Raw genomic sequence first — 22,957 nt, 5'->3', positions numbered from 1 at the left:
GTGGGCTTCTCCGGTGATTATATCTTAGCGCTAAACTAATTGACAGGGAGAAGCCGAATCGCACCGAGAGCGTCGCATGCCGGCCGTGGCTGATCGCCGAACTGGCGGCCGTGCAGCCCGACGTCGATCCGGACGTCTTCGCGATGATCCACCCGCTCGCCGCATGATCCAGCAGCCGAATCTCTGGCGCGACGGACCGCCGAGGACGAGATTGTTGGCATGACGAATTCCAACCCGAAGCAGACCATGAAGGCAGTCTCCTACTCGTCCTACGGTGGTCCCGAGGTGCTCGAGACCCACGACGTGCCGGTGCCCGAGCCCACCGGCAACCAGGTACGCCTCGTCATCCGGGCCGCCGGGGTGAACCCGATCGACTGGAAGCTGCGGTCGGGGTCGATGGCCGAGGTGATGTCGGTGCAGTTCCCGAAGATCCCGGGTAGCGAAGTGGCCGGCGTGGTCGACGCGGTCGGTCCGGACGCGACCGGTGTGGTGGTCGGCGACGAGGTGTTCGGCTGGTCCGACACCGGTGGCTACGCCGAGTACGCGCTCGCGTCGATCGTCGTGCCGAAGCCGAAAGGGTTGAGCTGGACGGACGCCGCCACCATCCCCGTCGCAGGCGAGGCCGCCACTCGCGGACTGCGGCTCCTGAAGCTGACGTCCGGTGAGACGTTGCTGGTGAACGGCGCGTCCGGGGCGGTGGGAACCATTGCGGCGCAACTGGCGCTGGATTCGGGCGTCACCGTGATCGGCACCGCGAGCGAGAAACACCACGACGCGTTGCGGGAGCTGGGCGTGACCCCCACGACGTACGGCGAGGGACTGGCGGCCCGGGTCCGCGAACTCGCCCCGAACGGTGTGGACGCCGTCCTCGACGCCGGCTTCGGCGGACTCGAGGCGGCGATGGAACTGCGTGGAGGCACCGACCGGATCGTGACGCTGTCGGACGGTGCCGCGTTCGGGCTGGGAATCACGTTCTCGTCCGGCAACGCCGGCGATCGGAACGCGGAGACACTGCGCCGGCTGGGCGCCCTCGCCGCGGACGGGAAGCTGGCCCTCCCGCCGGCCCGCACGTTCCCGCTGACCGATGCGGCCGACGCGCAGCGCGCCGGCGAGAAGGGCGGCAGCCGCGGGAAGATCCTCTTGCGCTGACGCGCCCGTGAGTACTTATTAACCGCCGGACGTTAATAAGTGCTCACGGGTCAGGCGGTGGTGGCCAGGGCGGCGGCGAGACCGAACGGAACGGCCATCACCACCACCTCCACGATCGCGCGCCGCAGGGACGCTTCGGCGCTGATCCGGTGCGCGGCCGCCTGCCCGACCCACGTACGCCGCCACCACCAGCCGAGCCCGAGGAGCGCCGCCAACGCCACCGCCTTGGCGAGGACGATGCGGCCGTACCCGGTGTCGAACAGCGGCGTCACCCCACCCAGCCGGACCGCGGCGTCGACGACACCGGTCGCGGTCAGCAACCACACGCACCGCCACGCGACGACGGAATACCGCGGCAACCACGACGACCAGTCGCCGCGCGACCGGAGCATCAGACCGAGAGCGGCGAGGAGCCCGAACCACACGGCGGCGGCCAGGGCATGGACGACATCGAGAACCGAGCCGAGAACCTGCTGCGACATGTGGCCGGTGATCGGCCGGGCCACCAGGGCGAGCGCCGCGAGCACCAGCACCGGGACGGGGAGCCGGGCGTCGCTGCGGCGGAACGCGACCGCCGACCACGCGGTGGCCGCGGCCGTGCACACGAGAACGGCGAGGTCGACGCGTCCCGCGCTGATCTCGGTCACATACGACCCGAACCGACCGACCGACAGTTCCGACAACGCCAGGGCGTCGGCCTCCGCCGCCGTCATCGACAGCAGCACGGCCTCGGCGAGCATCCACGCACCGGCGACCGCGGTCGACAACCGCCACAGCCGTTCGTCCCGCACGAGGGGACGGCTGTCCGCGCGACTCCACCAGCCCAGCGCGGCGAGACCGAGCACCGCCGAACCGAGCACCAGGCACAGCGCGCGGACCGCGCTCGACGGTGAGGGGTCTTCCGGTTGCGCGATCGCCCAACCACAGGCGACTCCGACGAGCGATGTGGGTACAGCGAACAGCAGCCAGGACTGTCGCGCCGTACCCACCGTGCTCAGTTCTCGCCGCGCGGCTTGCGGAGCGCGAACCACAGCCCGCCGCCGAACACGAGCACACCGGCAACGATGAACGGCCACAACGGAACACCGCCGCTACCGGATTCACCCGAGCTGTCCGCCGCGGCGCCGGGCGTGCCCGACCCCTCCTCGGTGAGGGTGAACGTGCGGGTTCCGCTCACCGGATGCCCGTCGGCGGACGTGACGCGGAATGCGACGGTGTACACGCCGGCCGGCCCCAGCTCGCCGAGTTCGGCACTGACCGTGGGTCCCTCGACGGCCGGGTCACCCTTGGTCCACAGGTTGCCGTCCGGACCCACCACGGTGAGGGACGCGAACGATTCCTGCAGCGCCTCGTTGAACGTGACGCTCACCCGTTCCGGGCCGGCCGCGATCTCCGCGCCGTTCTCGGGGGTCGAGCTGATCACGACGGAATGGGCGACCGCGGTGCCGGCCCCGAGCATGCTCGCGAGCATGGTCAGCAGCCCGACCGCGATCACCTTCACCGACGTGAAGGTGGTGCGTCTTCTCATGAGCGACGGCTCCGGACCATGGCGCCGAGGCCGAGGGCCGCACCGAGCGCGCCGAGGACCAGGCCGATGCCGCCCAGCCAGCGGGCGGTGTCGTCGGTGCCGGACGCCGTCGTCTCGGTCTCCTCGGACGTCGTGGCGCCGCCCGCGTCGTGGCTGTGGTCGTCGCCGCTCGCCGCGGCCAGCGTGAGGGTGGGTGCCGGCTTGTCGGGCTCCGCGCCGTCGGCGCCGACCGCCTGATCCCAGTTGACGACCTCGCCGTCGCTGTACGTCTGGGCTGCCGGGAACGACACCTCGTCCTGCTCCGGCAACGGTCCGGCGGACAGTTCGAACTGCTGGAACTGGCCGGGCGCGACACCGACACCGGGGTCGGCGGTCCAGGTCACGGACTTCGCCAGCTTGGACGTCGGGTCCTTCTCGACGACGGACGTCCACCCCGGCAGCGGGGTGGTGCGGGCCGACTTCAGGTCGGGGAGTGTGACGGTCAGCTTGGTGGTGGATGCCGTCTCGGACTCGGTGGGAACGCGGAACGTCAGTACGGAGTAGCCGCCCTGTTCGGCGCCGGGGGCGACGACCGTCACGTGGGCGGCGGCGACACCGGCCGCGAGCAGCATGGCGCCGCCGGCCGCACCGGCCGTGAAAAGGGCACGGGAAACGAGGGAATTCATGGAAGGTCCTTTGAGGGTCTGAACGGAGAAAGAGGTGAGAGTCAGACCAGGACCGGGGGACCGCGACGCGAAATGCTCGCGCGCAGCAGGGCGTCCACGGGGTTCGCGGGACGCGCCGGGACGTGCGTCGTCGTCACCACCGAAATGCGCTGCGGTGCGCCGCGGAGCACCACCCGCCAGACGTGGACGAGGGGGCCGTACAGCCGCTCGGCGTTCGCGATCAGCAGCGCGCAGATCACGGTGGCGGCGGCGTGCGCGGCCAGCATCGGCACGGCGGGGACCGCCGAGTGCACGTGCGAGGTGAGCGTGAGCGCGAAGTGTCCGGCCACCTGGCCGACACCGAGGACACCGGCGAGCGCGAGCGGTCCGTGGACACGGGCGGGCAGCTGCGCGGTTACCGCGCCGACACCGCTGCACGTGACGAACAGCAGGGTCAGGGCCGCGGATTCGGGGAGGCCGCCCCCACCGATGCCGTGCGCGGCGACCGCGAGAGCGGCCACGAGCGCGCCGACCGCCGAGCCCCGAAGGGTGGCGGTCGCGGCGGGGCGGGCGGGGGACATTGCGGTGGGTCGGTCGTTCAGCGCACGCCGAGGCGGGCGAGGAGATCGGCTTCGACTCCGTCGAGTTCGGACGAGATGGCGTGATGGGCGGCCTTGCGGCGGGCTTGCGGCATCTGCTCGGCCGCGCGGACGGCGGTGCTGAGATCACCGAGGCGGTCGCGGATGGCGGCGGCGAACTTCTGCGTCTCCGCGTCGTCCGGCTTCTGCCCGAGGATCTCCGTGGTGGAGCTTTCGGCGCCGGCGATGCGGGCGCTGAGCTTGGCGCCGTGCCCGGTGAAGTTGGTGAGCTGGTCGATGTCGACGCCCATCCGGTCGGCACGGCGGGCATCGATCTGCCCGCGCACGACCGTGGCGGCGCGGTAGGCGATCGGCAGCAGCACCGGCGTCAGCAGGCGTGCGACACCGAGGTACTTGCGGACGGCGGCGACCGTGAAACCCTTCTGGGCTGCGGCCTTCTCCTCGGCCTTCAACGCAGCGATCTGAGCCTTCTCGACCTTCTTCAGCGACCTCAGCTCGGCAGCCTCGAGCTTGCGGCCGGCCTTGGCGGCCTGCTTGTCGCGCTTCCGTTCGTTTCGCGCGCTCAGCTTCGCCTCCACTCCAGCCTTGTGCCTGAGTGCCTTGGCTTCCGCCTTGCGGGTGGCTCGGGACTTACGTTTCTTCAACAACCCCATCGAAAAGACCCCTTTTCCTGGTGTTTCAGCGCAGCCCACGCTACCAACTGCATCCGGTGCTTCGGGATCAGCCTAGGGGAGCACATAATCTTCGTCATCGTGTGTTCCCATATCGGTCAGCAATCAGAACCCGACGCCTCTCCCGGAAAGGCGTCGGGGACGGTGATCGATGCCAGCGCACTGACGCGGTGCCGCCACCGGGTGCACCTCGATGCGGCGTTCCCCGAACAACTCGCGGCCGCACCCGAGGACCCGGGGGTCCGCCAGCGTCAGGATGCCGCCGCCGCCAAGCGCGAAGACGTCCGCCGGATCCTCACCGATCATGCGCCGGAACGGTGGGTGCAGATCGACACCGAGCAGAGCCTGCGCCTGCGGGCCGAGGACACCCTGGCCGCGTGCGAGGCGGGCGCGGACCGGATCTGGGGAGCCGTGCTCCCACTCGACCGGGTCGCCGGCCGGCGGGCACGCTGCGAGATCCTCATCCGTGACGAGGACCACGGCGGGTACATCCCGGTGATCGTCGTCAACCACAAGGTCACCGACCCCGGCCGCGGCGCGGTGACATCGGACATGTTCGAGTGGAAGCCGCGGGAGGACGCGGCGCGGAAGCCGCGCAGTCAGGTCCGCGACCAGATGCGCGTCGCGCAGGTGTACCGGATGCTCGAGCGGCACGGGTACGCGAGTCCGGCCCTCGTGGCAGGCGCGATCGGCTACGGCTCCGACGTCATCTTCGTGCACGACCTCACCACCATCCTCGACGACTACGACGAACGCTTCGCCGACCGGCTCGCCGTCGCCCGCGGGGAATCGGCGACCGTGCCGTCGAGGATCGGCGAATGCCGTTCCTGCCCGTGGTGGCCCGGCTGCGAGGAGCAGCTGACCCAGACACACGACGTGAGCCTGGTGGCCACCGGTTCGCGCGCCGACATGCTGCGCGACGCGGGCTGCCACACCATCGACGACCTCGCGGCGTGGGACCGCGAACCGCTCGAGGACTGGCCGCACGGCGCGTTCGAGGACGCCGTCGTCACCGCGAAGGCGTGGCTCGCCGGAGCGCCGCTGGTGCGGCGGTTCCCGGAGATCCGGGTGACCCGTGCCGACGTCGAGGTCGACGTCGACATGGAGAGCTACCAGGAACACGGCGCCTACCTGTGGGGCACGCTCCTCAACGTGGACGGGGTGTCGGCGTACCGGCCGTTCGTCAGCTGGGATCCGGTGCCGACGCAGGACGAGGCGCGGTCGTTCGCGGAATTCTGGACGTGGCTGATGGCCGAGCGGGAAGCGGCGGCGCTGAGCGGCAGGACCTTCGCCGCGTACTGCTATTCGCGGTCCGCGGAGGACAAGTGGCTGCTGGACTCCGCCCGCCGGTTCGCCGGCGCGCCCGGCATCCCCACCGAGGCCGAGATCCGCGAATTCATCGACAGCCCACAATGGGTCGACATCTACCAGGCCGTCAGCGACCAGTTCATCTGCCCGGGCGGCAAGGGTCTCAAGAAGATCGCCCCGGTCGCCGGATTCCGGTGGCGCGACGCCGACGCCGGCGGTGAAGCGTCGATGAGCTGGTACCGCGAAGCCGTCGGCTACGACGGCGAACCCGACCTCACCCAGCGCGAACGACTGCTGCAATACAACGAGGACGATGTCATCGCCACGAAAGTACTGCGCGAATGGATGTCGGATCGGGCCGAGAAGGAGATCCCGCTCGCGTCCGACCTCTAGGCTGCAAGACAGGGCCCGATTCGGTAGGGGTGGTCAGGTGGAGGTGCCGAAGACATCCACGACGCTGCGGTTCGCTCTGCTCCTCACCGCCGCGGGCGGCTTCCTCGACGCCTACACCTACATCAGCCGCGGCGGGGTCTTCGCGAACGCCCAGACCGGCAACGTCATCCTCATGGCCATCGACCTGTCGGAGCGGCACTTCCACGCCGCCCGGGCACACCTGTGGCCGATCCTCGCGTTCATCGTCGGTGTCGCGTTCGCGCACCTGCTCAAGGGCGAACTCGCCCACAGCGTCTTCGACCACCCGATCCGGATCGCCATGGGCGCGCAGGTCGTCGTCCTCGTCGCGGTCGCGTTCGTTCCCCCGGACGTCCCCAACGCGCTGGTCACCGTTCCCATCGCTTTCGTCGCCGCCATGCAGTTCGGCCTGTTCCGCACCATCGGGTCGCTGTCGTACATCGCCGTCGCCACCACCGGCAACCTCATGCGCTTCACCGAATCGGCGTACGCCGCATTCATCGAGAAGGTCCCCGAATCGCGTCAGCACACCCGGGTGTACGCCGCCATCGTCAGCAGCTTCGCCGGTGGGGCCGTCGTCGGAGCGTTCGCCACCCGCTACTTCGGCGGATCCGCCGCCTGGATCCCCGCCGCCCTCCTGTGCGGAGCCCTCGTGCTGTTCTACATCGACGACAGGCGGCGCCGCCGCCTGTGAGCGGTTGACGAGTCCCTGGACTCTTCAGGCACGCACGGGCGGCGAAGCCGCAACTCCGAGGGAATAGGCGCCGACGATCTTCGGCGTAGATGTCTCGTAGAACCGGTCGAGGTCTGTCATCTCGAATCCGGCGTTCGTCACCAGGGTGGGAATGTCGCGGGTGAGGTGGCATCCACCGGCGACCGTCTTCTGGATCGGTTCGAGCCGGCGCTGCCACCGCTGGACGTTCTCGTCCGGGGCGAGACCGTGCTCGACGAAATGCAATGTGCCGCCCGGTTTCAGGACACGCCGGACCTCCCGGAGCGCGGCGTCGACGTCCGGGATGGTGCACATCGTCCACGTCGACAGTGCGGTGTCGAAACTGTTGTCCGGGAAGGGGAGCGACTGGCCGTCCAGGCCGGACCGTTCGACCGGGGTCGTCGACGCGTCCAGGCGCTTGCGCGCCAGCTTCCAGCCGAGGTCGGCGGGTTCGACGGCGCTCACCGAATCGACGGCGGCCGGGTAGAACGGGACGTTGAGGCCCGACCCGAATCCGATCTCCACCACGCGCCCGTGCAGACCGGCGCAGACGCGTCGCCGCGTCGGCTCCGTGAACTTCATCCCGCAACTGATGTCGACGAGTCGCGGAACGATCCGGTCCGAGTAGAAACCCATGCTCACCTCCCAGCGAGGGCGCGGCGGAGCCGCCTACCGCGGCGCCATGCGCAGAGCGCCGTCCATACGAATGGTCTCACCGTTGAGGTAATCGTGTTCGACGATCATCTGGGCGAGCTGTGCGTATTCGGCGGGCTGACCGAGGCGGGAGGGGAACGGGACACCCGCTTCGAGGCCCTTGCGGTATTCGTCGGTGACGCCGGCGAGCATCGGGGTGTCGATGATGCCGGGGGCGATGGTGTTGACGCGGATGCCGAACTGCGCGAGGTCGCGGGCGGCGGGGACGGTCATGCCGTGCACGCCGCCCTTGGACGCGGAGTACGCGATCTGGCCGATCTGGCCCTCGAACGCGGCGACGGACGCGGTGTTGATGATGACGCCGCGCTGCCCGGACTCGTCGACGGTGTCGGTCTTGGCGATGGCGTCGGCGGCGAGGCGCATCACGTTGAACGTGCCGAGGAGGTTGACGGTGATGACGGTGCGGAACAGTTCGAGGTCGTGCGGGCCCTTCTTCGACAGGATGCGGCCGGCCCAGCCGACGCCGGCGCAGTTGACGACGATGCGCAGCGGCAGACCCGATTCGACGATCTTCTCGATCGCGGCCTGGACCTCGTCGCCGCTGGTGACATCGGTGGCGAGGAGGGTCACGCCGTCGGGGACATTGTCGCCGGCGCGCTCGATGGACTGCTGCAGGTCGAGTCCGAACACGGTGGCTCCGGCGTCGGCGAGACGCTTGGCGGTGGCGGCGCCGAGCCCGGAGGCCGCTCCGGTGACCAGTGCGGCGGTTCCCTGAATTTCCACAGTTCGCATCCTTACGTTCCCGGCGACCTCCGTTGGCCGACCCTGGTGACCTGCACCATAACGCCCGCTCGGTGTGACGGCAGAGGCGAGGGAAACCTCGTGGGCGCGGGGAGCGGGTAGTTTGTCTTCTCGCGCGGATCAGGGGACGCGCACGACGACCGTAGGGGGACGGATGACCGAGGACCGGCTCGAAGTGGACCGCGACGCGTTGGTGCGGTGCATCGCCGCATGCGCCGTGCTGGCGGCCGACATGCAGGATCTTCGAGAGCGCGCGCACCGCGAACTCGCGCCCGAGAGCTTCGGTCTCGGCGAAACCCATCTGCGGTCGGCGGCGGTACTGGCTGCGCGGTTCCGGGCGACGGCGATCGGCGGCCCGGGCGTCGCCGTCGAGAACTCGGCGGCCGGGACGTTCGCGGCGCACGAGCGTTACGCGCTGGACCTGAAGGCGACGTTCGAAGCGGCGCTGGCCCGGTACGACGAACAGGACGCGGCGACGGCACACCGCCTCGAACAACTCCGACCACACGCGAGTCAGTGAATGAAGGCCTGCCAGTTCGGCGGAACCCGGGAGCCGGGACCGGGGATGGTCTGGTCGATCGGATGATGTTGCGGCGGGACGAGTTCGGGGCCCTCGAAGGCCGTCTCGGTGGCGTAGTTCCAAAACCAGTTCTCGCCCGGTTCGAAGCTCCGCACGACGGGGTGGCCGGTGTCGGCGGCGTGCTTGGTGGCGTGCTGTTCCGGTGAGGAGTCACAGCACCCGATGTGGCCGCACTGCGCACACCGGCGCAGGTGCACCCACCACCCGCCGTCGCTGTCGCATTCGGCGCATCCGTCTCCGCTCGGCGGCACGCTCGGGTCGATTCCCTCCAGCTCACCCATCTGAGGCTCCTTCTGCTTCTGCGACTTCGGGTTCGATCGGAATGCGGACCTGGAACCGGGTGTCGCCCGGTTCGGACTCGACGCGCAGGTCACCGCGATGCTTTTTCACGACGATGCGCCAGGAGATGTCGAGGCCGAGCCCGGTTCCCTCGCCCACGGGTTTCGTGGTGAAGAACGGCTCGAAGATGCGTGACCGGATCTCTTCGGGCACACCCGGTCCGGTGTCGCCGATCTCGATGAGCGCCATCTCGCCGTCGCGGCGGGTGCGGACGGTGAGGGTGCCGCGGCCGTCCATGGCGGCGACGGCGTTGTCGATGAGGTTCGTCCACACCTGGTTGAGTTCCGCGGCGTACGCGGGGATCTGCGGCAGTGTCGGGTCGTACTCCTTCACTACCGTGACGGAGTCGCCGATCTTGCGGCCGAGCATCACCAGCGAACTGTCGAGCAGTTCCCGCAGATCGACGCGCTGGTACGGGGCACGGTCCATCTGCGAATACTGCTTCGCGGCGTTCACGAGCGTGGAGACCCTGGCCGTCGAGTCGGCGATCTCATTCATCAGCAGTTCGGTCTCGATGGTGTAGTTGAGCCAGCGGATCGCGCTCTCGACCATCGATTCGTCGTCGACGCTGGCGACGATCCGCTCGAGCCACGGCACATCGAGACCCGCCTGCACGAACGTGGGCGCCAGGTCCCAGCCCCCGGAGACACCGTGGTCGTCGAACCAGTCGCCGAGTTCGTCCTCGCGGTCGGAGGCTTCGAGCGGGGTCAGCGTCGGCGCCTTCGCCACCAGTTCGGCGGCCTCCTCCTGCAACCGGATCAACGTGGCCAGCGCCTGACTGTCGTATACGCCCGAGGCGATCACGCTCAGCTTCTGCCGCATGTGCGACACCCGGTCGCGGAGCGATGCCGTCGCCCGGACCGCGGCCGCCGCCGGGTTGTTGAGCTCGTGCGTGAGCCCCGCCGACAGCGACCCCAGCGCGAGGAGGCGTTCCCGCTGATCGACGACCTGCTTCGCGCTCTGTTTACCGAAGAACAGCCCCTCCAGCAGGTGCACGGCCATCGGGAACCACTCACGCATCAGCTGCCCGAAACGGTCGGCGTCGAGGACGAAGAACCTCGACGGGGCGGTGACGCGCATCGACGCGGTGTACGTCTGGGGTGCGCGGTCACCGAGGTACGACTGCCAGGCCCCGGCGTACACGCCGCGCTGCGATGTCCGGTTGAACTCGATCTCCTCGCCACCCGACAGCTTGCTCAGCACGAGCTCGCCTTCGATCAGCACGTAGAAGCACGTCGCGACCTCACCCTCCGCGTACACGGGGCCGGGTTCGATCAGTTCGACGTGCCCTTTCTCGCACAGCTGCTCGAGCTGGTGGTCGGTGAGCTTCTCGAAGAGGAACAACGTCCTCAGCTCGGGGGGATTGCACGAAAGTTGGGTCATGGTCTGCCCCCGGTCACGGTTGGCCGATGTAGCGGTGGACGAGCATCACGGCCATGGCGCCTTCCCCGACCGCCGACGCCACCCGCTTCGCCGATTCGGAGCGCACGTCACCGGCCGCGAAGATCCCCGGGACGCTCGTCTCGAGGTGATGCGGAAGACGGTCGAGGGGCCAGCCGCTCGGTGGTTTCCCGTCGACGACGAGGTCTGGTCCGGACACGACGAACCCGTTCTCGTCCCGCGCGACGACGCCCTCGAGCCACTCGGTCCGCGGGGCGGCGCCGATGAACAGGAACAGGAACCCGGCGTCGACGGTCTCCTCGTCGCCGGTCGCGTTGTTGCGCAGCCGGATCTTCTCGAGGTGACCCTCGCCCTCGACGCCGATCACCTCGGTGCACGGCCGGACGCGGATGCGCGGGTTCCGGTCGATCTGCTGGACGAGGTAGTACGACATCGACTCCTCGAGCGACTGCGCCCGCACGACGATGGTGACCGAGCGGGCGCCCCGCGACAGGTAGACCGCCGCCTGTCCGGCGGAGTTGGCCCCGCCGACGATGTAGACGTCCTGGTCGGTGCAGCGGGCGGCCTCGGTGACGGCGGAGCCGTAGTAGACGCCGCGGCCGGTGAGGTCGTCGACTCCGGGCGCGGGATGACGTCGGTAGGAGACGCCGGTCGCCAGGATCACCGTGTGCGCGTCGAGGGTGTCGCCGTCCGCGAACCGGACGGTCCGTGCCGATCCGTTGACCTCGAGCGCAACGACGTCGCGGGTGGTGATCAGTTCGGCCCCGAATCGGGTGGCCTGCCTGCGGGCCCGTTCGGCGAGCTGCGCGCCGGACACGCCGTCGGGGAAACCGAGGTAGTTCTCGATGCGTGAGCTCTGACCCGCCTGCCCACCGGTCGCCGTCCGCTCGATCAGGGCGGTGCGCAGACCTTCCGAGGCGCCGTACACGGCGGCGCCCAGACCGGCCGGTCCGCCACCGACGACGACGAGGTCGTAGAAGTTCTCCGACGGGTCGGTCCGGAGTCCGAGATGCCGTCCCAGTTCGGTGTCCGACGGCTCCACCAGGCATTCGCCGTCGGAGCAGATCACCACGGGCAGGCGCCGGCCGTCCTCGCCGGCGGCGTCGAGCAGCCGCCCGCCCTCCGGCTCGTCCGACATGTACCAGCGGTACGACAGCTGGTTGCGGGCCAGGAACTCGCGCACTTCCGAGGACCGCGGTGCCCAGCGATGACCCACGACCTTCGTCTCTTCGGCGGGGTGCTGATCCGACGACGCCCACGCCTCGAGCAGGGCGTCGACCACCGGGTACAGCTTCTCCTCGGGCGGGTCCCACGGCTTGAGCAGGTAGTGGTCGAGGTCGATGACGTTGATCGCCTCGATGGCCGCGTCGGTGTCGGCGTAGGCCGTGAGCAGCACTCGCCGCGCGACCGGATACAGGTCCATGGCCTTCTCGAGGAATTCGATCCCGCTCATCGACGGCATCCGGTAGTCCGCCAGGATCGCTGCGACGGGATCCCCGCGCAGTTTCATCTGCTTCATCGCGTCGAGTGCGGACTCGCCGGATTCGGCGCGGATGATCCGGTACTTCTCGCCGTACCGGCGCCGGAGATCGCGGGCGACGGCGCGCGATACTCCGGGATCGTCGTCGACGGTGAGAATCGCAGGCTTGCCGCTTGCTACGGGATGGTTCACACACGCCCTCTCGTCCGTGAGAACTGCGAGGTACTCCAAGGCTTCCGAGTATTGCCCCAGGGCGCCTCTTTGTCGACCGGGTTCAGTCCTGGTGCTGCATCTGTTCGGGCTCTGCCGAAGCACCGCGGCGGCGCCGTGACCACACTGCGCGACCGGCAGCACCAGCCAGCGCCAGAACGACGACGGCGACGCCGGCGATCGGGCCGGCCGCGTTTCCGGGGAGCAGACCCTCGAGCAGCAACCAGATGCCGAACGCGAAGAACAGAACCGCCGCACCGATGCGGATGACACTCTCGGGCAGATGCTTACCCAGTACGGCGCCGACGACGATGGCCAGGGCGTCGGCCGCGACCATGCCGACGGTCGAGCCGATCCACACGCCGACCGTGTCGTGGTCGGTGGCGAGCGTGATGGTGGCGAGCATTGTCTTGTCGCCGAGTTCGGCGAGGAAGAACGCGGACGTGACGGCCAGGAACGCCGAACGGGTGGCCCGCCCGGCCTTGAGTTGCTCGTCCTCGCTGAGGTCGTCGCCGCGCAGCGTCCACGCACCGAAGATCAGGAAGGCGGCACCGCCGACGATGCTGATGGCCGCGGTCGGGAGTGCGACACCGAGGTAGTGGCCGACGGCGACGGACACCAGGTGGACCACGGTGGTCGCGACGGTGATGCCGGCGATCACGACCCACCAGCTGTAGCGCAGCGCGAACGTCATCGCCATCAGCTGGGATTTGTCTCCCAATTCTGCGACGAAGATCACGCCGAAACTCAGCAGTGCGGCGGTCAGCACGGGCATCCTCCTCCAGTAGTCGGTCGGAGGATGACAGGTGGATTCCTCCGGCCTGGCAGACGCGGGTACGTCTGTCCGGCCGAAGGTCTCGCCCACCGGCGCCGGGTGATCCGGCGACGGTTCGCCAGGCCGGGTCCGGTGCGGTGAAGCAACGAGCCAGTATGTCGACGCAGGCGATTGGGGGCTACTCCCCTTCGATGTCCGTAACGTTAGCGTGACTTATCCGAAAAGGCAAAGGCGGCAATAAGTTTGGGGCACCGACCGCAGAAACTTCGGGTTCCCTCACGAGGCCAGTAGCATGGCCAAAACGGCAGTGTCGGGATCGCTGATCGGGTCGATGCCCACCCGGCTGACCATGGACGTCACCGTCCCGTCCGCCTCTGCTTCCACCCACGCCGCCCGGTGTTCCAACCCCAGGTGGGGGAGACCGGGAAGCAGAACACAGCCCGAAGCGGCGCCCGCGCACTCCGGGAGCGACGGCGTGGTCTCGGACGGCGGGTGCAGCATCATCAGCGCCGGCGGCTGATGATCCGCGAAGCGACCGGGAGCGAGCGCGAACTCCCCGAGAACGGTGCCCTCGGCCACCACGAGGCCGACGGTCTCGGGCTCGGGCTCCTCGGGCAGGTCCTCGTGCGCGCCGAAGACGGTCGTGGTGTGGAGCAGCCCCGGAACGCACGCCACCCGCACGGCGAGCGCGAGCAACTGGGCCCATTCCTTGGTGGTGTCGGGCCAGCGCCCGGAAATGACGAATCCCCGCAAGGTACCCGCGGCCTGGAAGGGCGAGATGCCGATGTAGCCGTCCCTGTTCATCTCTGCCTCCTCGGTGTGATGACACGCTGCGAACACGACTGGTTCTGCACACCTCGTTGGGTACTTGAAGAATGCGCCCGACAGTGCCTGGCACACAAGAGCAGGGGAGTGCTAACCGGTCTTCGGGCGGGCAGACATCTCAGAGAATCCTCAGAATCGTCACAATGTGCCGCTACGAAGGCCACCTATCCTCACCGGAATGACCTCTGAGCGCGCACGGAATCCCGCGAATCACGCCCGAACCGAGTCGACGCGAAAGGTCCTCACTTCGCGGCGCGTCGCCGCGGCCGCCATGGCCGGCCTGGTCCTGGCGTCCGCGGGGGGACTCGGGTACGTGTTCCTCGGTGGCAGCGCGGCCGACAGCCGGACCGTGGCGATCGTCAACACGGACGCAGGCGCGACCGTGGACGGAAAACCGGTGCGTGCGAGCGACACCCTGATCGAGAAGCTCGAGGCGAACGAGGCCTTCGGCTGGCAGGTGGTCGACGCGGACGCGGCGGCGGGCGGCGACTGGTTCGCCACGGTGACCGTGCCCGAGGACTTCAGCGAGGCGGTGTCCTCGGTGTGGGGCGCGAAGCCGCGGCAGGCGACCCTCGACCTCGACGTCGCGGGTTCCGACACCGGTGCGTCCGAGGAACTCTCCGGAGTGGTGTCCTCCCAGATCGGCGCGGACGGCATCACGGATCTGCTGGCGGACATGTCCTCGTCGCGGACGCGGTTCCAGCAGGCGGGAATGACGGCCGGGTTCCTCGCGGCCGGCACGGCCGCGGCGGACGATGCGGCACAACAGCTCACGGAAGGCGCCGACACGCTGCTCCCGTATCTCGAGACGGCACGGTCGGGCTCGGTGCAACTGCTGGGCGTCGCCGACCAGGTGGCGGGCGTCGTCGACCAGACGTCGGGAACGGCCGACGACCTCGCGGACCGGTTGAGTGCGCTGGGCCTGACGCTGGGCGAGGCGAACGACAGCGCCACCCGGATGCGTACCAGACTCGACGAGGCGATCCGCGTTCTCGACGCCACTCCCGTTGCCTCGGACGTGGTCCCGTCGCTCCGTCAGGTCAGTGCCGACCTCGGTCTGTTTTCCTCACAGCTGGGTTCGGTGCCCGGTCTGCTGGGCGGCGGGGTCGGCCCCGACACGGACCTGGGCGAACTCGTGCGCGTCGCGATGGGCCAGCTGACCGACGCCAGCAATCAGCTGAGCAGCGGGGCGCGGCAGCTGAACGACGGCATCGTCCCGATCGCCGATCAGGCACCGGAGATGCTCGAAGGCGCCACCTCGCAGATCGTCGACGGGTTCGCGAAGCTGAAGACGTTGTCCGGGCAGCTGTCCACCGACCTCAACAACGGTGTCGCGGCGATGCCGGTGCGCGCGGCGGCACAGCAGAACCAGTTGGCGACGGTGCTCGCCGAACCGGTCGCGGTGACCCGCACACTCTCCGCGCCGTCACCGATCCTCACCGCCGAGCACCTCGCCGCCGGCTTCGGGGTCACCACCGTGCTGCTGGCGGGTGCCGTCGTGTGGATGGCCGTGCGGCGCAGGGCCTGACCGTCAGCGGGCGTCCTGGATGCGACGCCACGGCGTGGCCTGCTCGAGCTCGAACGCCAACTCGAGCAGCGTCCGCTCGTCGCCGTGGTCGGCGGAGAAGTGCGACGCCAGCGGCAGGCCGCGGGACGTCTCGTGCATCGGCAGCGAGATGGCCGGTCCGCCCGAAGCGTTGTTCAGCGGCGTGAACGCCGTATAGGCGATCAGCTTGTCGAAGAGCTCCTCGAAACTCTGTGTCGGCGAAAGGTATCCGAGTTCCGGCGTCGTGTGGGCGAGGGTGGGCGACAGGATCACGTCGTACTTCTGGAAGATCTGCGCGTAGTCACGGTACGTGCGACGCAACCGGTAGAGCACCCGTGGAGTCTTCGTGATGTTCTTGCGGTACATCGCGGCGAGTCCGCGCGTCAGGTTGTCCGTGGCGTCGCGGTCGAAGTCCGGTCCGAGCATCCGCTTGCCGTTGCTGGAGATGACGAAAGACAGGAACCCCCAGTAGATGCAGAAGTCCTCGACGAACGTGGAGTTCACCGGCATCGGGCACTCCTCGACGTGGTGCCCGAGGTCCGCCAGCAGATCGGCGGTGGCGTGGACCGACTTGCGGGTCTCGTCGTCCGTGCGGGACACGGTGACCGAGTCGACCACCACCCCGACCCTCAGCCGGGTGCTGCTCGGCCCCTCGACCAACCGGATGGGTGGCAGTGCCGGATTGCGGTAGTGGCGTTCGGCGGCCGCCATCCACCGTGCGGTGTCCCGCACCGAGCGGGTGACGGCGCCCTGCGCGATGATCCGGATCGGCAGTGTCTTGTCCATGGCGTCGGGGACCGTCCGCCCGCGGGACGGTTTCAGGCCGACGAGCCCACACGCGGCCGCGGGAATGCGGATGGATCCGCCACCGTCGTTGGCGTGCGCGATGGGTACCACCCCCGAAGCGACGAGCGCGGCCGAACCGCCCGAGGACGCTCCCGGCGAGAACGCGAGATTCCACGGATTGTGCACGGCCTCGGCGTCCATGAACTCGGTGGACGCGCTGAACCCGAACTCGGGCAGCCGACTCTTCCCCAGTGAGAGCACACCCGTGGACAGGTACTGCGTGACGAAGTCGCTGTCGACCCGGGCGGGCTGCGCCGCGAAGGCGACGCTGCCGTGCTGCGTGGGCAGGCCGGCGACGTCGACGTTGTCCTTGACGACGGTCGGCACTCCTGCGAAGACACCCTCGTGCGGTCGGTCCGCCTCCGTCCGTGCACGGTCGAAGTCGGCGAACGCCAGGGCGTTCAAGGCGGGCCCGACCGACTCGGCGCGCGCGATCGCCGCCTCCGTCACCTCGCGGATCGTCACCTCCCCGGAGGCGATCCGTGTTGCGAGGCCGGTGGCGTCGAGGTCGCCGAGCGCGTCGTCGCGGAATGCGTGGACGAGGGCGTCGTCCCGGGCGGGGTTGCTGAACTCGGTCACTTCCGAAGCCTATTGGACGCTCGGCCTGCTCGGAAGGACTTCCGGTCCCGAAACAAGCACGGGCGCACGGACACACCCGAGAGTGGTCCGTGCGCCCGTGGCTGCGAAGAGGAACTAGACGATCAGGCCCGCGGTCTGCGTGCGTGCCTTCTCGAATCGAGCGGCGACGTCCGCCCAGTTCACGATGTTCCAGAATGCCTTGACGTAGTCGCCCTTGACGTTCTGGTAGTCGAGGTAGAAGGCGTGCTCCCACATGTCGAGGAGCAGCAGCGGCGTGAGGCCGATCGGGATGTTGCCCTGCTGGTCGTACAGCTGGACGATGAGCAGGCGCTGGCCGATGGAGTCCCAGGCCAGGATGGACCAGCCGGAGCCCTGGATGGCGTTGGCGTTGGCCGAGAAGTGGTTGCGGAACGCGTCGAAGCCGCCGAACTGGTCGTCGATCGCGGCCGCGAGCTCACCGGTCGGCTTGTCGCCACCGTCGGGCGAGAGGTTGTTCCAGAAGACGGAGTGGTTGGTGTGGCCGCCCAAGTGGAAGGCGAGGTTCTTCTCGTGCAGGTTGACCACGGCGGGCAGGGTGTCCGACTCGCGGAGCTCGGCCAGCTTGTCGAGGGCCGTGTTGGCACCGGTCACGTACGCGGCGTGATGCTTGTCGTGGTGCAGTTCCATGATCTTGCCGGAGATGTGCGGCTCGAGAGCTGCGTAGTCGTACGGGAGTTCCGGCAGCGTGTAAACAGACACGAGGGTCCCTTCATCTATGGGCTGTGAGCCCTTGTGTTTCCGGGTGCCGACGACACGTGGGCACGCGTCTGACACCCGCCTTTGGCGAATCGTTCTCGGGTATATACCCAATCTCATTGGTACACCCTGCGCAACAGTTGGGGTCACCGAGCGATTCCCTCACAGGAAAGTTCGGGCACCCGAAAAAAGGCTGGCGCGGTGACACTGGATGTCGTGAGAATTCGTCCGACCGGTGAACGGAACCTTAAGCTGACGCGATGCCTTCGCTGATACCTGTTGCAGATTCGCATGCGGCCGCGCCGCGTGTGGAGCTCACGGGCGCGAACCTGCTCCGCTTCTTCGCAGTTCTGGCCGTGATTTATTCGCACATCTCGTTCTATCTGATCGACGACCTCGGAACCGGATGGTGGTTCATCGACGTCGTCTATCAAATCTTCATCGAGCGGGGCGGTCTCAACCAGCATCTGTCCTTTCTCGGGGTCGCCGTCTTCATGATGCTGACCGGGGTGTTGATCACCCGTTCGGCCATTCGTCACGAGCCCGGGCAATTTCTGGTCAACCGGCTCGGACGCATCCTGCCCGCATTCTGGGTGGCCGTTCTCGCCGCGATCGTGCTGGTCCGCCTCGGCATCAACGGCATGTTCAGCGGCCAGGACGGGGTGTCGAACGTCGACGCGGCCCTGAGTTTCGTGCTCGGCGGATTCTTCCTCAAACCCGAGGTGGCGGTTCTCGGGGTCACCTGGACCCTCGCCGTCCAGATCTTCTTCTACCTCGCCTGTGTGGCCGCGCGCCCCGTTCTGCGCACCCTGCCCATCGCGATGCCGATGGCGGGCGCCGCGCTCTGCGCGCTGATCCTGCTCTACAACCTGTACGCGCCACAGCCGTACACGGTCCCGATGCTGTCGAAGATCGCCGCGACCCTGCCTGCCGTGTTCCTGGGGCAGATCATCTACCTCGGCTGGGCGCGGCTCGCGGACTGCCGGTGGATCGTCGTCGCCGGGCTGGCCCAGGTCGAGGTCATCCGCCTCGCCACCGATTTCCGGGTGTACTGGGCGGGCGATCACTACCTCTGGACGTTCGCCGTCGTCACCGCGTGCGTCGTGCTGGTGGGCCGATACGACGGGCCGGCGGCGCACTGGGCCGTCGTGCGCTGGACCGCGTCGCGCAGTTACGCGATCTACCTCGTCCACACGCTGATCCTCTACCGCGTGTACGAGCACACGGTCGGCTCGTTCGGCGAGACCGGGGCGGTGATCGCATTTCTCGTGGTGACGGCACTGGTGTCGGAGGCGCTGTACCGGTGGGTGGAGGTCCCCGCCACGGGGTGGGTGACCGCGCGCGTCGAGCGGATGCGGGCGCAGTCGGCGCTCGCCCAGGAGACCACCTCGGCACCGCGCGTAGCATCGAATCATGTCTTGGTACGACGAGCTTCTGGGTCGAGCAGCCGCTAAGTCCGTGATGGTCACCGCCGAGGATGCCCTCCCGGGACGTAGCCAGCCGATTCCCGTTCCGGCGACGCACTTCGTCAACGGTCACCCCTTACAGCCCCCGTTCCCCGAGGGCATGCAGACCGCGGTGCTGGGCATGGGATGTTTCTGGGGCGCCGAGAAGGAGTTCTGGCAACTCGACGGCGTCTACACCACCGCGGTGGGATACGCCGGCGGCTACACCCCCAACCCCACCTACGAGGAGACGTGCTCCGGCCGCACCGGGCACACCGAGGTGGTGCTCGTGGTCTTCGATCCGAAGGTGATCTCGTACGCCGAGATCCTCAAGGAGTTCTGGGAGAACCACGATCCCACGCAGGGCATGCGGCAGGGCAACGACCAGGGAACGCAGTACCGTTCGGCCATCTACACGATCGACGAACAGCAGGTGGAGATCGCCGAGGCCACCGGTGAGGCCTTCGAGAAGAGGCTCGCCGAAGCCGGATACGGGGCGATCACCACGGAGATCGCCCCGCTCACGCAGTTCTACTACGCCGAGGACTACCACCAGCAGTACCTCGCGAAGAACCCCGGCGGTTACTGCCCCGTGCACGCCACCGGCGTCAGCTGCCCGGTCGGGCTGCTGAAGCAGGACGAGGTCCCGGCGCAGACCGACATCCTGCCGCCCTCGTAGACCCCGGTCTCAACCGCGGGTCGCGGACCACGTGAGCACCGCGGACGCCGCGATGGCGCTGACGGTGCGCACGTGGTTCCACCCGGTCCAGCCCGACACGTAGTCGCGCCAGTACGCCGCCGAGTCGGCCGCGGTGGGATCGATTGCGTCCAGCGCGTTGTTGTGCGGCACGTGGTAGACGATGGTCAGGACGATCCCCACGAGATACAGCGCGCAGGCGATCACCGCGTAGACGGCCGAATCGTCGTGCCGCACCACACTGACGACCGCGAGGGCGATCGACGTCAGTGCGGTGCCGAACAACGCGGTCATGAACCAGAAGTTCGGCGCCTCGCGGTTGATCGCCTGCATCGCCGAGATGCCCTGAGCCGGCTCCAGGCGTCCGAGCCCGCTCATGATGAACGTGGAGAACGCGAACATCACGCCGCCCACCACGCCGGCGCCCACCGCCGTGACGATCGTCAGATAACGCTCCATGGTCAGACCCTCCAGACACCGGCCGCTGCTGCGGCGCGGACGTAGTCGGTGAAGTCGCGGGGCGCGCGCCCCAGTGCGCGTTCCACCCCGTCGGTGAGTGATGCGTTGCGCCCGTCCAGCACTTCGTCGAACAGATAGGTGAGCAGGCCGATCGCGTCGGACGGTACCCCCTGCCCGGCCAGCGCCGTCGAATACTCTTCCGAAGTGACTGGGGTGTACCGGATCTCGCGACCCGTTGCCTCCGAGATCTCGGCGACGGCGTCGCCGAACGACAACAACCGCGGCCCGGTCAGTTCGTACAGTTCGCCGGCGTGGCCGTCCCCGGTCAGTGCGGCGACGGCGATCTCGGCGAGATCGTCCGCGTCGACGAAGGGTTCGAGCACGCGCCCTTCGACGGGCAGTGCGAGGTCGCCGGCAAGCAGTGAGTCGAGCATGAAGCTTTCGCTGAAGTTCTGGCTGAACCAACTGGACCGGAGGATCGTCCACTCGGCTCCCGCCTTGCGGATCGCCAGTTCGCTGCGCTCGGCCTCGGTTTCGCCGCGACCGGAGAGGAGGACGAGTCGCCGGGCGCCGTTCGCGACAGCCAGGCCGGCGAACTCCTCGACGACCTCCGCCGCTCCCGGCACCGCGAGATCCGGGTAGTAGGCGATGTACACCGAGGTGATTCCCTCGAGTGCGGGCCGCCACGTGTCTCTGTTCTCCCAGTCGAACGGGGGACGGCCGGTGCGGGAACCGCCCCGAGCGGGTACTTCCGCGGCGGCGAGCCGGGCGAGGACGCGGCTGCCGACCTTGCCGGTGGCGGTGAGGACGAGTGTGTGCGGTGTCGTTGTCATGTGTTTCAGTCAAGACGGCAACGTCGAGACTTTCCATGGTTGAAACGCGCTGATCCATACGCGAGCGTCTACGCTGGATGTGTGGATCCCCTCGCCGGTCTCATCAGTGGTCCCCGTGCCGCAGGCGCATTCGTGCTCCGCTCGATCATGGAACCGCCGTGGTCGCTGCAGATCGACGACCACGCGCCGCTCAGCCTTGTCGCGATGGGCCGCGGCGAAGCGTGGATCCTTCCGCACACCGGCGATCCGGTGCAGCTCACCGAGGGTGACGTCGCAATCGTCCGCGGACCCGAGCGGTACGTCGTCGCCGACCATCCGGACACCCCACCGCACGTGATCATCAACCCCGACCAGAGCTGCACGACGCTCCGCGGGGAACCGCTCGCCGAAGCGATGGACCTCGGCGTGCGCACCTGGGGAAACAGTGCGGACGGCCGCACGGTGATGCTCACCGGGACGTACCAGACTCCCGGCGAGATCAGCATGCGACTGCTGACCGCGCTCCCGGAACTCGTCGTGCAGCGCCGCGCCGACTGGGACTCGCGGCTCGTCACCCTCATGCACGACGAGGTGGTGCGGGACGAACCCGGACAGGAAGCCGTCCTCGACCGTCTGCTCGACCTGCTCCTGATCGCGGTGCTACGCGCCTGGTTCGCGCGACCGGCGGCCGAGGCGCCGTCGTGGGTGCGGGCGCAGAGCGACCCGGTGGTGGGCAAGGCGATGCGCATCCTGCAGAACAACCCCTCCCGCCAGTGGACCGTGGAGTCGCTCGCCGCGGAAACCGGCATGTCGCGGGCTGCCCTCGCACGACGGTTCACGGACCTCGTCGGCGAACCGCCCATGACTTTCCTCGCCGGCTGGCGGCTGTCCCTGGCCGCGGATCTGCTCCGCGAACCCGACGCCACGGTCGCGTCCGTGGCCCAGCGCGTGGGGTACGGGAGCGGATTCGCGCTGAGTGCGGCGTTCAAACGCGTGCGCGGAGTGAGCCCCAAGGAGCATCGTGAGATGGCGGGGAGCAGATGAGTGTATTACGGCACAGTGCCCAAAGACACACCGGATTGACTTGATCTTGTTTGCCTTGCGTACGACCCTGGATGGTAGGGAATTGTCGGCGAGAGGACCGGATCCGGAATGTGGAACAACTCTCAAGCACGGGGACTGCGTAAGCGGTCGGCCCGTCAGCGGCACAACCCGCTACTCCGGCGCTCGGACCGGATCGAGAACATGCTCACCCTCGCGGTCGTGGTGCTCGCGTTCGCGATGCTCCCGCTGGCCATCCTCGTGGGTGCCCGGACCATCGACAGTCAGCTAACGCTGGCGGAGAAGCAGGTCGCGGACTACCGCACCGTCTCCGCCACCACGGTCGCCGACTCCACCGGCGTGTCCGTCACCTCCGACGTCGCGCCGTCGGGCGTCGACACCGCCCCCGCCAAGTGGACGTGGGGCAACGAGACCCGCCACGCCGACATCACCGTCGACCCGGCCACTCCTTCGGGAACGAAGGAAGACATCTGGGTCAACGCCGACGGCAACCTCACCACCGAACCGATGTCGCCGTCGGCGGCACGAGTGGCCGGCGTGATCGCCGGGCTGTTCACCTGGTTCGCGGTGATGATGATCGCGCTGTCCGGCTTCCTCATCTGCCGCGCCTCCCTGAACCGCGCCCGCGACGCGCAGTGGGACCGCGACCTCCGCCAGTTCCTGGATTCGACCACTCGGCACTGAGCCCG

The 22,957-nt window shown here is 68.5% G+C and carries 25 protein-coding genes and 1 pseudogene; 10 read left to right on the top strand and 16 right to left on the bottom strand.

Going from position 1 to position 22,957, the window contains the following annotated elements:
• Positions 1-47 precede the first annotated feature (47 nt).
• Positions 48-161 (top strand): annotated as a pseudogene (locus WKC72_RS02085) (uracil-DNA glycosylase); the annotation flags it as partial.
• A gap of 58 nt (positions 162-219) precedes the next feature.
• Positions 220-1,149: an NADP-dependent oxidoreductase gene (locus WKC72_RS02080; RefSeq protein WP_370181588.1), complete on the top strand. Its 930-nt coding sequence runs from the start codon at positions 220-222 to the stop codon at positions 1,147-1,149.
• A gap of 50 nt (positions 1,150-1,199) precedes the next feature.
• Here WKC72_RS02080 and WKC72_RS02075 read toward each other — a convergent pair whose 3' ends face one another.
• Genes WKC72_RS02075 through WKC72_RS02055 form a run of 5 tightly spaced genes read right to left on the bottom strand, consistent with a single transcriptional unit; the run spans position 1,200 to position 4,573 of the window.
• On the bottom strand, positions 1,200-2,138 hold the full coding sequence (locus tag WKC72_RS02075; protein ID WP_370181587.1) for a CopD family protein: 939 nt from the start codon (positions 2,136-2,138) through the stop codon (positions 1,200-1,202).
• A gap of 5 nt (positions 2,139-2,143) precedes the next feature.
• A complete protein-coding gene (locus WKC72_RS02070; protein ID WP_112301550.1) occupies positions 2,144-2,677 on the bottom strand; it encodes a copper resistance CopC family protein in 534 nt (177 codons plus the stop codon).
• Entirely contained in the window at positions 2,674-3,342 is a 669-nt protein-coding gene (locus WKC72_RS02065; RefSeq protein WP_128640343.1) for a YcnI family protein, read from the bottom strand. The genes WKC72_RS02070 and WKC72_RS02065 overlap by 4 nt, the downstream gene beginning before the upstream one ends.
• Positions 3,343-3,383: 41 nt before the next feature.
• Positions 3,384-3,902: a hypothetical protein gene (locus tag WKC72_RS02060; RefSeq protein ID WP_037228316.1), complete on the bottom strand. Its 519-nt coding sequence runs from the start codon at positions 3,900-3,902 to the stop codon at positions 3,384-3,386.
• A gap of 17 nt (positions 3,903-3,919) precedes the next feature.
• Positions 3,920-4,573, bottom strand: coding sequence for a DUF6474 family protein (locus WKC72_RS02055; RefSeq protein ID WP_370181586.1), 654 nt, complete (start codon positions 4,571-4,573; stop codon positions 3,920-3,922).
• A gap of 162 nt (positions 4,574-4,735) precedes the next feature.
• Between WKC72_RS02055 and WKC72_RS02050 the strand changes: the two genes are divergently transcribed.
• Together WKC72_RS02050 and WKC72_RS02045 are read left to right on the top strand one after the other, a co-directional pair.
• Positions 4,736-6,292, top strand: a complete 1,557-nt coding sequence (locus WKC72_RS02050; RefSeq protein ID WP_128640341.1) for a TM0106 family RecB-like putative nuclease — start codon at positions 4,736-4,738, stop codon at positions 6,290-6,292.
• A gap of 37 nt (positions 6,293-6,329) precedes the next feature.
• Positions 6,330-7,004, top strand: a complete 675-nt coding sequence (locus tag WKC72_RS02045) for a YoaK family protein (RefSeq protein ID WP_128640340.1) — start codon at positions 6,330-6,332, stop codon at positions 7,002-7,004.
• Between the two features lie 24 nt (positions 7,005-7,028).
• Here WKC72_RS02045 and WKC72_RS02040 read toward each other — a convergent pair whose 3' ends face one another.
• Together WKC72_RS02040 and WKC72_RS02035 are read right to left on the bottom strand one after the other, a co-directional pair.
• The gene (locus tag WKC72_RS02040) at positions 7,029-7,658 is read right to left on the bottom strand and encodes a class I SAM-dependent methyltransferase (RefSeq protein ID WP_370181585.1); all 630 of its coding nucleotides are present in this window, start codon (positions 7,656-7,658) and stop codon (positions 7,029-7,031) included.
• A 33-nt stretch (positions 7,659-7,691) separates the two neighbouring features.
• Positions 7,692-8,459, bottom strand: a complete 768-nt coding sequence (locus WKC72_RS02035; protein WP_005562584.1) for an SDR family NAD(P)-dependent oxidoreductase — start codon at positions 8,457-8,459, stop codon at positions 7,692-7,694.
• A 172-nt stretch (positions 8,460-8,631) separates the two neighbouring features.
• On the opposite strand from WKC72_RS02035, the gene WKC72_RS02030 reads away from it, so the two are divergent.
• A complete protein-coding gene (locus tag WKC72_RS02030) occupies positions 8,632-8,997 on the top strand; it encodes a hypothetical protein (RefSeq protein ID WP_128640338.1) in 366 nt (121 codons plus the stop codon).
• Here WKC72_RS02030 and WKC72_RS02025 read toward each other — a convergent pair.
• From WKC72_RS02025 to WKC72_RS02005, 5 genes are all read right to left on the bottom strand, one after another.
• The gene (locus tag WKC72_RS02025) at positions 8,991-9,338 is read right to left on the bottom strand and encodes a UBP-type zinc finger domain-containing protein (protein WP_370181584.1); all 348 of its coding nucleotides are present in this window, start codon (positions 9,336-9,338) and stop codon (positions 8,991-8,993) included. The genes WKC72_RS02030 and WKC72_RS02025 overlap by 7 nt on opposite strands.
• Positions 9,331-10,779 (bottom strand): ATP-binding protein, encoded by a 1,449-nt coding sequence (locus tag WKC72_RS02020; protein ID WP_370181583.1) that lies wholly within the window; start codon positions 10,777-10,779, stop codon positions 9,331-9,333. Before WKC72_RS02020 ends, WKC72_RS02025 begins: the two co-directional genes overlap by 8 nt.
• A 13-nt stretch (positions 10,780-10,792) precedes the next feature.
• Positions 10,793-12,469: an FAD-dependent oxidoreductase gene (locus WKC72_RS02015; RefSeq protein WP_112301557.1), complete on the bottom strand. Its 1,677-nt coding sequence runs from the start codon at positions 12,467-12,469 to the stop codon at positions 10,793-10,795.
• 82 nt (positions 12,470-12,551) lie between these two features.
• Positions 12,552-13,262 (bottom strand): TMEM165/GDT1 family protein, encoded by a 711-nt coding sequence (locus WKC72_RS02010; protein ID WP_370181582.1) that lies wholly within the window; start codon positions 13,260-13,262, stop codon positions 12,552-12,554.
• A 276-nt stretch (positions 13,263-13,538) separates the two neighbouring features.
• The gene (locus WKC72_RS02005; protein ID WP_005248897.1) at positions 13,539-14,066 is read right to left on the bottom strand and encodes a hypothetical protein; all 528 of its coding nucleotides are present in this window, start codon (positions 14,064-14,066) and stop codon (positions 13,539-13,541) included.
• Positions 14,067-14,265: 199 nt separating this feature from the next.
• On the opposite strand from WKC72_RS02005, the gene WKC72_RS02000 reads away from it, so the two are divergent.
• Positions 14,266-15,615, top strand: a complete 1,350-nt coding sequence (locus tag WKC72_RS02000; RefSeq protein WP_370181581.1) for a hypothetical protein — start codon at positions 14,266-14,268, stop codon at positions 15,613-15,615.
• Positions 15,616-15,618: 3 nt separating this feature from the next.
• Here the strand turns inward: WKC72_RS02000 and WKC72_RS01995 are convergent, their stop codons facing one another.
• The gene (locus tag WKC72_RS01995; RefSeq protein ID WP_370181580.1) at positions 15,619-17,058 is read right to left on the bottom strand and encodes an amidase; all 1,440 of its coding nucleotides are present in this window, start codon (positions 17,056-17,058) and stop codon (positions 15,619-15,621) included.
• Positions 17,059-17,172: 114 nt separating this feature from the next.
• Positions 17,173-17,796, bottom strand: coding sequence for a superoxide dismutase (locus tag WKC72_RS01990; protein WP_005248891.1), 624 nt, complete (start codon positions 17,794-17,796; stop codon positions 17,173-17,175).
• Positions 17,797-18,053: 257 nt separating this feature from the next.
• Between WKC72_RS01990 and WKC72_RS01985 the strand changes: the two genes are divergently transcribed.
• Both WKC72_RS01985 and msrA read left to right on the top strand, forming a co-directional pair.
• The gene (locus WKC72_RS01985) at positions 18,054-19,247 is read left to right on the top strand and encodes an acyltransferase family protein (RefSeq protein WP_370181579.1); all 1,194 of its coding nucleotides are present in this window, start codon (positions 18,054-18,056) and stop codon (positions 19,245-19,247) included.
• Complete coding sequence (gene msrA / locus WKC72_RS01980; RefSeq protein ID WP_037204971.1) at positions 19,207-19,917, top strand: peptide-methionine (S)-S-oxide reductase MsrA; 711 nt, start codon at positions 19,207-19,209, stop codon at positions 19,915-19,917. Before WKC72_RS01985 ends, msrA begins: the two co-directional genes overlap by 41 nt.
• Positions 19,918-19,926: 9 nt before the next feature.
• On the opposite strand, the gene WKC72_RS01975 is transcribed toward msrA, so the two are convergent.
• Positions 19,927-20,394 carry a DUF1772 domain-containing protein gene (locus tag WKC72_RS01975; protein WP_037228292.1) on the bottom strand — a complete coding sequence of 156 codons (468 nt, stop codon included), beginning with the start codon at positions 20,392-20,394 and terminating at the stop codon, positions 19,927-19,929.
• 2 nt (positions 20,395-20,396) lie between these two features.
• The gene (locus tag WKC72_RS01970) at positions 20,397-21,227 is read right to left on the bottom strand and encodes an NmrA family transcriptional regulator (protein WP_128640333.1); all 831 of its coding nucleotides are present in this window, start codon (positions 21,225-21,227) and stop codon (positions 20,397-20,399) included.
• An 81-nt stretch (positions 21,228-21,308) separates the two neighbouring features.
• On the opposite strand from WKC72_RS01970, the gene WKC72_RS01965 reads away from it, so the two are divergent.
• Together WKC72_RS01965 and WKC72_RS01960 are read left to right on the top strand one after the other, a co-directional pair.
• Positions 21,309-22,250 (top strand): AraC family transcriptional regulator, encoded by a 942-nt coding sequence (locus tag WKC72_RS01965; protein WP_037228289.1) that lies wholly within the window; start codon positions 21,309-21,311, stop codon positions 22,248-22,250.
• Between the two features lie 108 nt (positions 22,251-22,358).
• Positions 22,359-22,952: a hypothetical protein gene (locus tag WKC72_RS01960; protein ID WP_370181578.1), complete on the top strand. Its 594-nt coding sequence runs from the start codon at positions 22,359-22,361 to the stop codon at positions 22,950-22,952.
• The last annotated feature ends 5 nt before the right edge of the window (positions 22,953-22,957 follow it).

Source organism: Rhodococcus wratislaviensis (assembly GCF_041228765.1).
Taxonomy (GTDB): domain Bacteria; phylum Actinomycetota; class Actinomycetes; order Mycobacteriales; family Mycobacteriaceae; genus Rhodococcus_F; species Rhodococcus_F wratislaviensis.
The sequence above is the reverse complement of the archived record's forward strand: the minus strand, read 5'-3'. Positions and strand labels throughout refer to the sequence as shown.